The sequence below is a fragment of the Polaribacter sp. BAL334 genome (assembly GCF_015767435.1).
Taxonomy (GTDB): domain Bacteria; phylum Bacteroidota; class Bacteroidia; order Flavobacteriales; family Flavobacteriaceae; genus Polaribacter.
Genome location: NZ_JADWOV010000268.1, coordinates 37,996 through 53,143 on the forward strand (window position 1 = coordinate 37,996; position 15,148 = coordinate 53,143).

Genomic DNA, 15,148 nt, shown 5'->3' on the forward strand with positions numbered 1-15,148 from the left:
TTAAAAATAGTTACATTATTTTATGTAATTTTGAACTTGTAAATACTTTAGAATGAGTTTTATCCAAAAATATAGAAAAGAAATAAATAACCTTTGCAAATCACATAAGGTAAAATCTTTGTACGCTTTTGGTTCAGTTCTTACTGATAAATTTAATGCTGAAAGTGATATTGACTTAATTGTTGATTTTCAACAAATAGATATTCTTGATTATGGAGATAATTACTATAATTTAAAATTCTCTTTAGAAGAATTGTTTAAAAAAAATGTTGATTTGTTAGAAGAAAAAGCAATACGAAATCCATATTTTATAGAAACTTTGAATCAATCAAAAAAATTGATTTATGGATAATGATTTAAAAACTTGGCTTTATGATATATTGTGTTCCATAAATGAAATCGAGAGTTATTTTATAGAATCGCCTAAACTATTTGAAATTTATCAAAACGATTTAAGGACTAAAAGAGCGATTGAACGAAATATAGAAATTATTGGAGAAGCAATGAATCGAATACTAAAGCAAAACCAACGTATTAAGATATCTAACTCTAGAAAAATTGTTGATGTAAGAAATAGAATAATTCATGGATATGATACAGTATCCGATGCTGTAATTTGGGGAATTGTTGTTAAAAATTTACCTGTTTTACAAATGGAAGTTGAGCAATTACTCAATGAAAAATAAAGTGGTAAACTAACAAAGCTTCAAAGTCTAAAGTCTAAAGTTCAAAGTCTAAAGTTATAGGATTTCGAACATCAATAAACGAAAATTGAACATTGAACATCGATAGACGATATTACCCAAACTCTGTAAAATTATAAGGGTTAAGTTTTAAAACATCAATTAAGTTTAGTAATAAAACAACTTAAAACTAAAGACTAAGGACTAAGGACTAAAGACTAATAACTAAACCCCAAAAACTTTTGCACATCCTATTTTCTTATAATATATTTGGAAAAAATTAACAACCATGATATTAATTGCAGACGGAGGCTCAACCAAAGCAGATTGGATAGCGATCAACAAAGATAAAAAAGAAGCATTCAGAGTAAGAACTTTGGGGTTGAATCCTGAGGTAAATTCGACCAAAGAGTTAACGGACAGAATCATACACATGTTTCAGTTGATCAATATCAAAGATGATGTAGAGGAGATTTATTTTTATGGAGCAGGTTGTGGAACTCCTGTGGCGATTAAAATCTTACAAGATGTATTGGAATCCATCTTTATCAATGCCAAGGTATTTGTTGCCGAAGATATGTTAGCGGCAGTGTATGCAGCTTCTGGGAAAGAACCTGCCATTGTATGTATTTTAGGGACTGGTTCCAATAGTTGTTATTTTGACGGGAAAAACCTACACATGAAAACCGTTTCATTGGGATATATCGTGATGGATGAAGCCAGTGGCAATCACTTTGGTAAAATATTATTGAAGGAGTATTTTTATGAGAAAATGCCTAAAAGAATTGCAGAAAAATTTGAAGCTGAATTCAATTTAGAGCCAGACTTTGTAAAGAAAAATTTGTACAGAGAGCAAAACCCGAATATGTATTTGGCAACCTTTGCCCAATTTATGTTTGCCTTTAAAGATGATAAATACATCAAGCGCATCATCAAAAAAGGCTTTCAAGAGTTTTTTAAATACCGCGTATTGCCTTTTGAGAAAGGCGCCGAAACACCTCTATATTTTATAGGCTCTATTGCTTTTTACTTCAGAGACCTGTTAGAAAAAGTGGCTGAGAAAAACAATTTGAAAGTAACGGATGTGATTCAACGACCTATCGATAACTTGTTGGAGTATCATCGGAATTTGATGAAGTAGGGGTTTTGGTTAAGAGGTTAGAGGTTAGAAGTTAGAGGTTAGAAGTTAGAAGTTAGATATTAGAAGTTGCTTTGTTCTTGATTCTCTATTCTTTTTTCTTTATTCTTTTTTCTTTATTCTTGCTTCTCTGTTCTTGCTTCTCTATTCTTAGTCTTTTGAAAAGTTTCTATTCTTTAAGAGTTTAATTGTTTAGAGGTTAGTTGGATGTTCAAAATTTAAAATTCAAAATTCAAGGTTGGCAACTTACTGAAAAGGTTTAAAGGGTTAACAGTTTAGAGGTTAGAGGTTAGGGGTTAGAACTTGATTCTTTATTCTTTGTTCTTACTTCTTACTTCTTTGTTCTTTGTTCTTTATTCTTTTTTCTCTGTTCTTGCTTCTCTATTCTTAGTCTTTTGAAAAGTTTCTATTGTTTAAGGGTTTAACTGTTTAGAGGTTAGAAGTACGATATTAGAAGTTAGAGGTTAGAGGGGGTGTTCAAAGTTTTAGATTCAAGATTCAAGGTTGCACTCATCACTGAACACTGAGACTGAAAACTGTTTAAGGGTTTCTATTGTTTTTTAGTTTCGCAGTATTTCTGTTTACGAGTTCTCGATACAACGCTCCTGCGTCGCGTTACTCGAACTGACAGAAGAAAATGGTTGCTGTTGTTTAAATCTATAAATGTATAGTCAAATCAACAATAATTACTTATATTTGTATAGTTAAATAAACAAAATGGAAGTTTTATACGAAAAATTCATACAAAGATTGCGGTATATCCCTATGGGTTTTATTCGATCTATGATGGATAAAGTCAATTGGAATGCGCGACTTATAGGCATAAAAGGAGCTAGGGGTATTGGAAAAACAACCTTGCTTTTTCAATACATACAATTGAATTTGGCCAATGAATTGGAACATACACTTTATGCAAGTCTAGATTCTTTTTGGTTTACCACAAATTCTTTATCGGATTTGATAGCCACATTTGAAAAAAGAGGAGGGAAGTATTTATTCTTGGACGAAGTGCACAAATACCCCAATTGGGCGCAAGAATTAAAGAATGCCTACGATGAATATCCTCAATTGAAAATAGTGTTTACAGGCTCCTCAGCCCTTGAAATACTCAACGCACGAGCTGATTTGAGCAGAAGGGCTGTAGTGTATGAAATGCAAGGGTTTTCGTTTAGGGAGTACCTATGTGTAGAAACTGGTAGGTCCTTTGATTCGTATTCGTTGCAAGAACTACTCACGAATCACTTGCCAATTGCACAACAGATCACAACACACATCAAACCTTTACAATATTTTGATTCCTATTTGAAGTTTGGGTATTACCCTTTTTATAGGGAGCAACCTGAGTTGTACGACCATAGGTTGTCTGAAGTCATTCATATGATTTTAGAAATAGAATTGCCACAATTGCGTGGTATTGAAAATGCCTATATCATTAAATTAAAACAACTTTTGGTGGCCATAGCTACTTCTGTACCATTCATTCCCAATGTGAGTAAGTTGAGCGAAAAAATTCAGATAAATAGAACTACCTTATTGGCCTATTTGCATTATTTGGATGAAATTCGGTTGACAAACAATCTTTTTAGGGAAACCAAAGGAATCAGCAAGCTGCAAAAGCCCCTCAAAATATATTTAGAAAACACCAATTTGATTTACAATTTGGCGCCAAAAAACGCCAATGAAGGAAATTTAAGAGAGACATTTTTCAGAAATCAAGTAGGTTTTGTACATAGTATTCAATACACAGAAAAGGGAGATTTTTTGATAGATGAGATGTATACTGTAGAAATTGGAGGAAAATCAAAAACCCATAAGCAACTCAAAGATATCTCCAATTCTTTTGTAGTTGCTGATGCTATTGAGATTGGTTATCAAAACAAAATCCCTTTGTGGTTATTTGGGTTTTTATATTGAGAGGGTTTCTGTTGTTTAAGGGTTTAATTGTTTAGAGGTTAACTGTTTAGGGGTTAGCGGTTAGAAGTACGATATTAGAAGTTAGAGGTTAGAGGGGGTGTTCAAAGTTTTAGATTCAAGATTCAAGGTTGCACTCATCACTGAACACTGAGACTGAAAACTGTTTAAGGGTTTCTGTTGTTTCTTTTGTTTAAGGGTTTAGCTGGTTAGGGGTTCATCAATGTAACAATTTATTGATCTAATAATTTACCGATGAATTAATCCCTTCGCCTTCGCCTTTGTTGATTTGTTTCTATTGTTTTTTAGTTTCGCAGTATTTCTGGTTACGAGTTCTCGATACAACGCTCCTGCGTCGCGTTACTCGAACTGACAGAGGAAAATGGTTGTTGTTTTTTAATGTTTAATTGGTTAGAGGTTAGGGGTTAGAACTTGCTTCTTTATTCTTGCTTCTCTGTTCTTAGTCTTTTGAAAAGTTTCTATTCTTTAAGGGTTTAAATGTTTAGGGGTTAACTGTTTAGGGGTTAGCGGTTAGGGGTTAGATGTTTATAGTTTATATAATTAACCAATTAACCAGTTAAACAATTAACCAAATAATCAACCATACGCCTTCGCCTTAGCCTTCGTCTTCGTCTTCGTCCCACATCTTCGCCTTCATCCATTTAAATCTGTTTTTTTTATACTAGAAGATTTTTGATATAAAATTTTCTGTGTTATTTTCGTTATTCAGTTTTTAGTTTGTTTATTTGTTGTCCAATGAAATTTCTATATTCATTTTGTTGCTTTTTGTTGTTTTCTTCGGTTCAGTATGGACAAGTGGGAGGTGAGAACGTGTATCAATTTTTAAATTTGGCTACCTCTGCAAGACAAGTTGCGTTGGGTGGAGAGGTTTTGACATTGATGAATGATGTGAATCAACCTGTTTGGAATCCGTCAGTCATCAATCAAGAAATGGATAACCAACTGAGTGCGAATTATTCGAGTTATTTGGGAGGCATCCATATTGGTTCGTTGTCCTATGCACGATTGATTTCGAGGAGATTTGGAACGATTCATGGAAGTATTAGTTACTTGAATTATGGGACGTTGATTGGCGCAGACGAACAAGGAAATGAAACGGGTAATTTTAGTGCTAGTGATTTGGCTATTTCTGTGGGCTATGCACGCAATTTACCTTGGACAAACTTGTTTTTTGGTGCAAATGTGAAGCTCATCAATTCGTCCATCAGTAATTTTACTTCGTATGGAGTGGCTGTGGATGTTGGAATTTTATACTACAGTCCTTACAAACCTTATTCGTTTACTTTGGTTGTGAGAAATGCAGGAACTCAAGTCAAATCGTTTACAAACGAAATTGAACAACTTCCTTTAAAGGTGGCACTTGGAGCGTCGTATCAATTGGAGCATGTGCCCTTAAAATGGTATTTGACGGTTGATAATTTGCAGCAATGGGATATTTCTGTACCCAATCCTTCTGAACAAACTACGGATTTGGAAGGAAATGTAACGAATGAAAATATTGGTTTTTTAAGCAATGCGATGAGGCATTTTGTGATTGGTGCTGAGTTATTTCCTGAGAGTGCCATCAACCTAAGATTGGGCTATAATTTTAGAAGAGCTGCTGAATTGAAACTGCAAAATGTGCGCACTTTTGGAGGAATTTCTTTCGGATTTGGGTTGAGAATGAATACATTTACGTTTAATTATGCGTATTCAAAATTTCATACAGCCACCAATGCGAGTACTTTTAGTTTACAAATTGACTTAGATAAAAGATAAATGACACAAAAAATTACGATTGCGATTGACGGATTTTCATCCACAGGAAAAAGTACAATTGCCAAATTATTGGCTAAGAAATACAATTATATTTATGTTGATACAGGTGCTATGTACAGAGCAGTAGCCCTTTTTGCAAAGAAACAACATTTCATTGGCGAGGATTTTTTTGATGTCGAGAAACTGATTTCTTCATTGGATTCGATTTCTTTGCAATTTCGTTTTAATGAAAACTTGGGTTTTGCGGAAATGTATTTGAATGATGAAAATGTAGAAAATGAAATTCGGACTTTAGAAATTTCGCAATTGGTGAGTACAGTTGCAGCCATTTCTGAAGTACGTAAAAAACTAGTAGCAGCACAACAAGCTATGGGAAAACATGGGGGTATTGTGATGGATGGTAGAGATATTGGAACGGTTGTTTTTCCGGATGCGGAACTGAAAATCTTTATGACGGCTTCTGCAGATCAAAGAGCGATGCGTAGGTATAAAGAGTTGATTGAAAAAGGAGACGCTGTGACGTATGAAGAAATTTTGCACAATGTACAAGAACGAGATCGTGTTGATACCACTAGAGAAGATTCACCACTGATCAAGGCGGATGATGCTATTGAAATTGACAATTCTGAGTTGGGAATTCAGGAGCAATTTGAGCGAATTTGTAAGTTGATTGATGAGCGGATTAAAGGGTAGATTTTTTAGACACGGACCTGACTTCCGTCAGGCAAGTTTTTACGGATTGTTCGAATATTGGTTTACAGGTGGTTTGAGAAAGGCTTTTTGAATCGGTGGTATTTTTGCCTTCATATAGTATCGATTTGCTTTTATTCAGGCTTGATTTTTACAATTTTGTTATCACGCAAAACGACCAATTCACTGTTTTTAGCTTTTTTAAATTCTAGAAGTTTTTCATAGACTTTCTCAAGTCCTTTAAGAATTTTATGCTTTTCTTCTGTTTGAATTTCAATTTTTGTCATATTGATTTTTTAAAAGATTAAATTTTTCTTGGTGCAGAATATTTAGCAGCCCATCAATTTGTTTTTCTGCTAAAAGTTCATATTTCCCCTCTGAATTGTCAAAAATCAGGGTTCCATCTATGATTGGAAGGTAAATATCAAATAAATTTTTGATTCCTTTTTTGTATCTTCTTTCAATTACCTCAGGATCAATGTTGTGTCCGCCTTCTGAAACTCTTGTTTTTACGCGTTCCTTAGCTAATTCTATTGTTTGAAGCCAAAAAAATAACATTGTTACTCGAAACCCTTTTTCTTTTGCTTTTATTATTTTATGCTTATAACTTTTGGTGGATAAGGTCGTTTCAAAAGCGAAGTTTTCATTTTCTGAAAGCAATTCATTAATTCTATTGAGCATGATGCGTCCTGATTCAAAAGATACTTTTTCGGGTTGAAAGGGTGATAATCCTTTTGCTATTTCGTCAGCATTTACAAATTCTTTACAATCCAAAATCTCTGGCAAAATTGTAAACGATACAGTGGTTTTACCTGCACATTACAACCAGCTATGATGTAAAGTTTTTTCTCATCCATATTTGTAAATATATAAAAAAATCTTTAGAAATTTTTATTGAATTTCAGTGTTTTGGCATCAACATGTATACCAAAATACCTAAGGAATATTCAAGTATTTATGCGTTTGTAAAGAAATTTTCCATTTCGGATTTTTCATTACATAATCAACAATTTCCGAAGTCATTTTTTCTTTTTTACTCCATTCAGGTTGTAAAAAAAGTTCGCATTTTTCTGAAACTTTTGCTGCTTGTTGTTCTGCAAAATCAAAATCACTTTTGTTGTGAATGATCATTTTTAACTCATCAGCTTCTGGATATACTTCGTCCAAAGGCAATTTTGTTTTTTTGGGTGACAAGCAAAACCAATCCCATTTTCCAGAGAAAGAATAGGCTCCAGAAGTTTCAATATGTGTTTTAATGTGGTTTTCTTGTAGCAAATTCGTGATATAATCCATAGACCACATCAAAGGTTCTCCACCAGTAATCACCACTGTATTTGAGTACTTTTTGGCGTTTTCAACAATTGTTTCTGCCAACGTTGGAGGATGCAAATCTGCATTCCAACTTTCTTTTACATCACACCAATGACAACCCACATCACAACCACCAACTCTGATAAAATAAGCCGCTTTTCCTGTGTGATATCCTTCTCCTTGAATGGTGTAAAACTCCTCCATTAAAGGGAGCATCATTCCTTTGTTGACTAGTTCTTTTGTGTGTGTATCCATCTTACTTTTTTGCGGCAATCACTTCAATTTCAATTTTTGCACCTGCCACTAAATTGGCTGCAAAGGTAGTTCTTGCTGGTAAATTATCAACAAAAAAAGTAGTATATACTGCATTCATTTTTGAAAAATCGTCAATATCCGCTAAAATTACGGTGCATTTTACAACATCTTTTAAGGTCATGTTGTGATTTTTTAAAACAGCTTCAATGTTTTTGATGACTTGCGCAGTTTCCGCTTCAATGCCACCTTCCACCATTTTTCCAGTTTGATGATTTTTACCAATTTGTCCCGTTAAAAAATAGAGATTTCCCACCTGAGTTGCCTCAGAAAAAGGTGCATTTTTTCTGCTTTCGTCATGAGATTTGTGAAAATATACTTCCTGTTTTGGTGCTTTCTGACAAGAGTTTATTGCAAAAACAAAACAAATAAGTAACATTGAAAAGTTGGTTTTCATGATGAATTAAATTTCTAACAAATATAAATCATTTAATTTTTAATTTTTTTCAACTAAAATGCTAAAAATCAAGTATTTTTTATAAATTTGCACTCCTTTTTACGAGAACAGATTTGAAAAAGGAATCAAAGAAAACAATTTATAAAAACATCTCTTGTTGTTTTTATCGTTAAAAATCTGAAAAACAGGAAGATACAAATTTAATTTTCAGAAATGTCTGAAGAAACAAACACACAAACACAGCCTACAACCGTAGAAGCTGTAAACCCACAACAATTTTTAGAAAACTTCAATTGGCACAAATACGAGCAAGGAATTGATGCTGTTGACGATGAAATGTTGAAACAATTTGAAACTGCTTTAGAAGGTACTGTTGGTTTCGTAAAAGAGCGTGATGTCATTGAAGGAATTGTTATCAGAATTACTGATAGAGATGCCATTATTGACATCAATTCTAAATCAGAAGGCGTTATTTCATTGAATGAATTTCGTTACAATCAACATTTAGCTGTTGGAGACAAAGTAGAAGTATTGGTTGACAAAAGAGAAGATTCTTCTGGTCAATTGGTATTATCTCACAAAAAAGCAAGAGTTATCAAAGCTTGGGATCGTGTAAACAATGCACACGAAACAGGTGAAGTAGTAAACGGTTTTGTAAAATGCAGAACAAGAGGTGGTATGATTGTAGATGTTTTCGGAATCGAAGCATTCTTACCAGGTTCTCAAATTGATGTAAAACCAATTAGAGATTACGATCAATTCGTTGAAAAAACAATGGAATTTAAAGTGGTGAAAATCAATCATGAATTTAAAAACGTTGTAGTATCACACAAAGCATTGATTGAAGCAGATATTGAATCTCAGAAAAAAGAAATCATTGGCCAGTTAGAAAAAGGACAAGTATTAGAAGGAATCGTGAAAAACGTAACTTCTTATGGAGTATTTGTTGATTTAGGTGGTGTTGATGGATTGATTCACATTACAGATTTATCTTGGTCAAGAATCAATCATCCAAATGAAGTGGTTGAATTGGATCAAAAATTAAACGTGGTAATTTTAGATTTTGATGATAACAAATCTAGAATCCAATTAGGATTGAAACAATTGTCTGCACATCCTTGGGAAGCTTTAGACGCAAACTTAAAAGTGGGTGATAAAGTAACTGGAGAAGTTGTTGTATTGGCTGATTATGGAGCATTTGTGGAAGTAGAGCAAGGAGTTGAAGGATTGATTCACGTTTCTGAAATGTCTTGGTCAACACATTTACGTTCTGCACAAGATTTCGTAAAAGTTGGTGATAAAATTGAAGCTGTTATCTTAACGTTAGATAGAGAAGATCGTAAAATGTCATTGGGTATCAAACAATTACATCCAGATCCTTGGACAGATGTAACTGCTAAATTCCCAGTAGGTTCCACTCACACAGGAACCGTAAGAAACTATACAAACTTTGGTGTTTTTGTTGAATTAGAAGAAGGAATTGATGGATTGGTGTACATTTCAGATTTATCTTGGACTAAAAAAATCAAACATCCATCAGATTTTGTAACTGTTGGAGATACCTTAGAAGTACAAGTATTAGAATTGGATGTTGAAAACAGAAAATTAAACTTAGGTCACAAACAAACCTTGGATAATCCTTGGGATATTCACGAAGATACCTATGCAATTGGAAGTGTTCACACAGGAACTATCAAAGATAAAAACGATAAAGGTGCAGTCATCACTTTCGAAGATGGTGTGGAAGGATTTGCTCCAGTAAGATTCTTGGATAAAGAAGATGGTTCTAAACTTGGAAAAGGAGATACTGCAGAGTTTGTAGTTTTAGAGTTTTCTAAAGAATACAGAAGAGTAGTAGTTTCGCATTCCTCTATCTACAAAGAGCAAGAGAAGAAAAATGTGAAAGCTGCCGTTAAAAAAGCAACTGAAGGAGAAAAAACTACTTTAGGAGATTTGAATGACGATCTTGCTGATTTAAAGAAAAAAATGGACGCGAAAGCGAAAAAAGATAAAAAATAATCTTTTTACATTTTTATAAAATTAAAAACCACTGATTTTTCAGTGGTTTTTTTATTTTGGAGGATTCTTAAAGACCTGGCTTTTTTCTATTTCTTTCCTGTTTTAAGTAGGTTCTTTAATCTAAGTTCGATTTATAAATTACTGAATAACAATAGCCTCTTTTTTTAAATTAACAACGTTGTGTTTTTGGTACCTTCCCTGCCTGCCAAATGAAAGGGATATACAAAGTTTCTCAAAGTTCCAAAATCTCTGGACTATAAAATTAATTGTCAACCTGATTGGGTGTCATTGAATTTTAAAATGAAATTGCCACGAATTCACGGATTTTTTATGCCCAATGAATCCAATAAATTTGGATTTTCATCAAAGATGAAAACAATTCCTGTGATGAAATCCTTACAATTTGTGCATTCGTGGTAAAAAATCTATTTTCTATTGAATAAAATAATTGTACCCAACAGACAATTTTTTAATTTTTAACCTTGTGGATGTAAATTTTAAAATGAATCTGCCACTGATTCACGGATTTCATTTAAATCACCTTTTAGGTGTCATTGAATTTTAAAATGAAATTGCCACGAATTCACGGATTTTTTATGCCCAATGAATCCAATAAATTTGAATTTTCATCAAAGATGAAAACAATTATTGTGATGAAATCCTTACAATTTGTGAATTCGTGGTAAAAAATCTATTTTACTATCCAATAAAATAGTTACAATCAACAGGTTTATTATTAGGAATTTACTATAAAAATTTAAATCGAAATCAGGTCAATTACTTTTTTTCATTTAGAAATTCATCTAAACGTTCAATAGATTTAATAATTACTTTCACAGATTCAATATAAAATTTTTTATTGATGGTGGCATATTTATCTGTTGGTCTGTGGTAATCTTTGTGGTCTTCTACTCCGAAATATAAAAAAGGAATTTTTTCTTTGTAAAAAACTCTATGGTCAGAAGAAAGTGTCCAATCTGATTGTTCAATTTTTTCTGGATCGTCATGTCCAAATAAAATAGTTACTTCATTAGAGGTAACTTTCTTTAACGGTTTTTTGAAATCTGGGTGATGATATGTACCGCAGATATATAGCTCTGGATAATAATCGCTATGGGAAATCATATCCATATTGATATTTAAAGCTATATTTTTTGTATCAGAATAATTTTTAAGGAAAACTTCCGTCCCAACAGAACCAATTTCTTCACCATCAACAGCAGCAAAAATTAAATTATGTTTTAATGGTTTGTTTTTAAAATATTCGGCTATTGTAAACAAAGCAGCAACCCCTGATGCATTGTCATCAGCACCATTAAAAATTACATTTTCTCTAATTCCTAAATGATCATAATGTGCCGTAATTACAATCGTTTTGTTTGAATTGCCTTTTAAAACTCCGATGACATTTGCACCAGAAGCAATGGTATCTTTTACATTAGAAAAATTGATTCCTGGATTTTCTACAGGAAATGCTTCCTGTCTTTTTTTTCCTTTGAAGGTATAATCAAAAGCTTCTATATAGCTTCCGTTTTTATATTTTTGCAATCCAATTTCAGTAAACTTTTTCTCAATAAATTCTTGAGCTTTAACACTTCCTTTAGTAGAAAATGCCCTTCCTTCCATAGAATCACTTGCTAATATTTTCATATTCTCAAGTAACTTTTGGCTATTAATAGAAATTGGAACAGGTTTTTCGCAACTAAAAAATAGTACACACAGAATAAACCCAGAAATAAAATTTCTTTTCATTGTTGAAAGTTAAATACAAAAAATATGAGGGAATTCTGCAAATATATAAAAAGACCTTTAATTTAAAAGGTCTTTTTATACAAATAATTAAATCTCTTTTTATAGTTGATTTGCTTATCTAAAAACAATATTTACCCTCTGATTTTAATTTTTCAGCAATGATGTCTCTCAATGCAACCACATTTGGGTAATTTTGATATTTCGTAAAACGTTTCAATCCCATCAATAACATGCGTTGCTCATCACCTTCTGAAAAAGAAATAATTCCTTCTTTTCCTTTGCTGGTAATGATTTCTACAGCATTGTACAAATATAATTTTGCCATGGCAATTTGTGCTTCCTGTGATTTATCACCAAAACGTTTTGCATTTTTTTCAGTTCTTAATAGCGTGGATTCTGCCATATAAATTTCGTTCAAAATATCTGCAGCTGCCATTAATAATTGCTGATGTTGCTCTAAATCTGGCCCATATTTTTGAATTGCAGAACCAGCCACCATCAAAAATACTTTTTTCATTTTGGCAATCATCATCTTTTCTTCTGAAAATAATTCCGAAAAATCGGGAGTTTCAAAGGAAGGAATTCCCATTAATTCATCAGCAACAGCAGTTGCAGGACCCAATAAATCAACATGACCTTTCATGGCTTTTTTGATCAACATGCCCACAGAAAGCATTCTATTGATTTCGTTGGTGCCTTCATAAATTCGTGCAATACGTGCATCTCTCCAAGCAGCTTCCATGGGTGTTTCTTCTGAAAATCCCATCCCTCCAAAAATCTGAATGCCTTCATCTGCACAATTTTGAACATCTTCTGAAACGGTTACTTTCAAAATTGAACATTCAATAGCATATTCTTCCACTCCTTTTAGTTCGGCTTCTTGGTGCGAATTTCCATCAGCAATTCTCATATGAATTCTGTCTTCAATATCCTTTGCAGCTCTGTAACTTGCAGATTCTCCTGCATAGGTATTGGTTGCCATTTCTGCTAATTTTGCTTTGATAGCACCAAAATCTGCAATGGGAGTTTTGAATTGTTTGCGCTCTAAAGCATATTTTAACGCAATTTCGGTAACTCTTCTTTGAGAATCCAAACAAGCAGCAGCCAATTTAATTCTTCCAACATTCAGTGCATTTACAGCGATTTTGAAACCTCCACCTCTTTCAGAAAGCATGTTTTCAGCAGGCACAATCGTATCATTAAAAAATACTTGACGTGTAGAACTTGCTCTGATTCCTAGTTTGTGTTCTTCTTCTCCTAACGTAATTCCATTTGGATTTGCTTTGTCATATTCAACAATAAAACCAGTGATATTTTTGTCATTTTCAATACGCGCAAAAACAATCATCAAATTACAGAAACCTGCATTTGAAATCCACATTTTTTGACCATTGATTTTGTATGATTTTCCATCAGCAGAAATTTCAGCGGTTGTTTTTCCTGAATTTGCATCTGACCCAGCTCCAGGTTCCGTCAAACAATAAGAACCCATCCATTCTCCAGAAGCCAATTTTGGGACATATTTTTGTTTTTGCTCTTCAGTTCCGTACAAAGTAATTGGCATGGTTCCAATTCCAGTGTGAGCACCAAAAGCAGTACTGAATGAGCCAGTTCCACTTGAAATGTAATCGCAAGTAAGCATTGTAGAAACAAATCCCATTCCCAAGCCACCATATTCTTCAGGAACAGCAACCCCTAAAAAGCCCAATTCTCCTGCTTTTTTCATTACTTCTTCTGTCAATTTATAGTCTTTTGCTTCAAAACGGGCTTTGTGAGCAATGATTTCACGTTCATTAAATTCTTTGACAGCTTCACGCATCATAATTTGCTCTTCAGAAAAATCCTCTGGGGTAAAAATATCTTCGCAGTTTGATTCTTTCACTAAGAATTGTCCTCCTCTTAATAGGTTTTTTTGTATTGTTTCCATAATTAATATTGTTTGCTTTTTTAGTTTAAAAATTCAAAAATTCCTGCTGCACCTTGACCTGTTCCAACACACATGGTCACCATTCCATATTTGTTTTGCATATTTCTTTGACGCATTTCATCAAACAACTGAACAGATAATTTAGCACCAGTACAACCTAAAGGATGTCCTAACGCAATGGCACCTCCATTTACGTTGATGATATTTGGGTTTAAGCCCAATTCACGAATTACCGCCAAAGATTGTGAAGCAAAAGCTTCATTCAATTCAATTAATTCGATCTCTTTTTGATGCAAACCTCCTTGTTTCAATGCTTTTGGAATCGCAGCAATTGGGCCAATTCCCATAATTCTTGGAGGAACTCCTGCAGCTGCATAACTCACCAATCTTGCAATGGGTGTGATGTTCAATTCTTTGACCATATCTTCACTCATAATCAACACAAAAGCAGCACCATCACTCATTTGAGATGAATTTCCTGCAGTAACACTTCCATTGGCTGCAAAAACAGGGCGTAAACTGGACAATCCTTCTAAAGAAGTATCTTTTCTTGGACCTTCATCTTTGGTTACTGTATATTTTTTTGTGGCTTTTTTTCCGTTTTCATTGATAAAAGTTTGTTCAACTTCAATCGGAACAATTTGATTTTGAAAACGATTTTCAGCTTGTGCTTTTAGTGCTTTTAAATGTGATTGCAATGCAAATTCATCTTGATCAGCTCTTGAAATTTTAAATTCATTGGCAACAGCTTCTGCAGTATTTCCCATTCCCCAATAATATTCTTCATGACCAGCTGCAATGGTATCGTAGTTTAATTCTGGTTTGAAACCTGTCATGGGCACTGAACTCATGCTTTCTGCACCACCAGCAATGATACAATCTGCCATTCCTGATTGAATTTTAGCCACTGCCATCGCAATTGTTTCCAGTCCAGAAGAACAAAAACGGTTTACAGTTACCCCAGGAACATCTTCGATTTTTAATCCCATTAATGAAATTAAACGCGCCATGTTTAGTCCTTGCGCTCCTTCTGGCATTGCGTTTCCTACAATGACATCGTCAATTCTTTTTTTGTCAAAATCAGGCAATTCATTCATCATGTATTGAATGGTTTCTGCTGCCAATTCATCCGTTCTTTTAAATCTGAACAGTCCTTTTGGTGCTTTTCCAACAGCTGTTCTGTATGCTTTTACGATATATGCTTGTTTCATTTTTATATTTTTTAGTGT

General features: G+C 33.5%; 13 protein-coding genes and 1 pseudogene. 7 read left to right on the forward strand and 7 right to left on the reverse strand.

What is annotated here, in order from left to right:
* The first annotated feature begins 52 nt into the window (after window positions 1-52).
* The 6 genes from IU405_RS05660 (at window position 53) to cmk (ending at window position 6,204) form a co-directional block, all read left to right on the forward strand.
* Window positions 53-352: a nucleotidyltransferase family protein gene (locus tag IU405_RS05660; RefSeq protein ID WP_197437642.1), complete on the forward strand. Its 300-nt coding sequence runs from the start codon at window positions 53-55 to the stop codon at window positions 350-352.
* Window positions 345-686 carry a DUF86 domain-containing protein gene (locus tag IU405_RS05665; RefSeq protein WP_197437643.1) on the forward strand — a complete coding sequence of 114 codons (342 nt, stop codon included), beginning with the start codon at window positions 345-347 and terminating at the stop codon, window positions 684-686. The genes IU405_RS05660 and IU405_RS05665 overlap by 8 nt, the downstream gene beginning before the upstream one ends.
* A 286-nt stretch (window positions 687-972) precedes the next feature.
* The gene (locus IU405_RS05670; RefSeq protein ID WP_197437644.1) at window positions 973-1,824 is read left to right on the forward strand and encodes an N-acetylglucosamine kinase; all 852 of its coding nucleotides are present in this window, start codon (window positions 973-975) and stop codon (window positions 1,822-1,824) included.
* 714 nt (window positions 1,825-2,538) lie between these two features.
* A complete protein-coding gene (locus IU405_RS05675; protein WP_197437645.1) occupies window positions 2,539-3,735 on the forward strand; it encodes an ATP-binding protein in 1,197 nt (398 codons plus the stop codon).
* Between the two features lie 753 nt (window positions 3,736-4,488).
* Entirely contained in the window at window positions 4,489-5,511 is a 1,023-nt protein-coding gene (porQ, locus tag IU405_RS05680) for a type IX secretion system protein PorQ (RefSeq protein WP_197437646.1), read from the forward strand.
* A complete protein-coding gene (gene cmk, locus IU405_RS05685) occupies window positions 5,512-6,204 on the forward strand; it encodes a (d)CMP kinase (RefSeq protein WP_197437647.1) in 693 nt (230 codons plus the stop codon). It begins immediately after the preceding gene.
* Window positions 6,205-6,335: 131 nt separating this feature from the next.
* On the opposite strand, the gene IU405_RS05690 is transcribed toward cmk, so the two are convergent.
* The 4 genes and pseudogenes from IU405_RS05690 to IU405_RS05705 form a co-directional block, all read right to left on the reverse strand.
* A complete protein-coding gene (locus tag IU405_RS05690; RefSeq protein ID WP_197437648.1) occupies window positions 6,336-6,488 on the reverse strand; it encodes a hypothetical protein in 153 nt (50 codons plus the stop codon).
* Window positions 6,475-7,058, reverse strand: a pseudogene (locus IU405_RS05695) (zeta toxin family protein). Before IU405_RS05695 ends, IU405_RS05690 begins: the two are co-directional and overlap by 14 nt.
* Window positions 7,059-7,137: 79 nt before the next feature.
* A complete protein-coding gene (locus IU405_RS05700; protein ID WP_197437649.1) occupies window positions 7,138-7,767 on the reverse strand; it encodes a 7-carboxy-7-deazaguanine synthase QueE in 630 nt (209 codons plus the stop codon).
* Window position 7,768: 1 nt separating this feature from the next.
* On the reverse strand, window positions 7,769-8,221 hold the full coding sequence (locus tag IU405_RS05705) for a RidA family protein (RefSeq protein ID WP_197437650.1): 453 nt from the start codon (window positions 8,219-8,221) through the stop codon (window positions 7,769-7,771).
* Window positions 8,222-8,434: 213 nt separating this feature from the next.
* Here IU405_RS05705 and rpsA point away from each other — a divergent pair, with 213 nt between their 5' ends.
* Window positions 8,435-10,240, forward strand: a complete 1,806-nt coding sequence (gene rpsA / locus IU405_RS05710; protein WP_197437651.1) for a 30S ribosomal protein S1 — start codon at window positions 8,435-8,437, stop codon at window positions 10,238-10,240.
* Between the two features lie 777 nt (window positions 10,241-11,017).
* On the opposite strand, the gene IU405_RS05715 is transcribed toward rpsA, so the two are convergent.
* The 3 genes from IU405_RS05715 to IU405_RS05725 form a co-directional block, all read right to left on the reverse strand.
* Entirely contained in the window at window positions 11,018-11,890 is an 873-nt protein-coding gene (locus tag IU405_RS05715; RefSeq protein ID WP_197437652.1) for a M28 family peptidase, read from the reverse strand.
* A 220-nt stretch (window positions 11,891-12,110) separates the two neighbouring features.
* Window positions 12,111-13,919 (reverse strand): acyl-CoA dehydrogenase family protein, encoded by a 1,809-nt coding sequence (locus IU405_RS05720; RefSeq protein WP_197437653.1) that lies wholly within the window; start codon window positions 13,917-13,919, stop codon window positions 12,111-12,113.
* Between the two features lie 20 nt (window positions 13,920-13,939).
* On the reverse strand, window positions 13,940-15,130 hold the full coding sequence (locus tag IU405_RS05725; protein ID WP_197437654.1) for an acetyl-CoA C-acyltransferase: 1,191 nt from the start codon (window positions 15,128-15,130) through the stop codon (window positions 13,940-13,942).
* Between the last annotated feature and the right edge of the window lie 18 nt (window positions 15,131-15,148).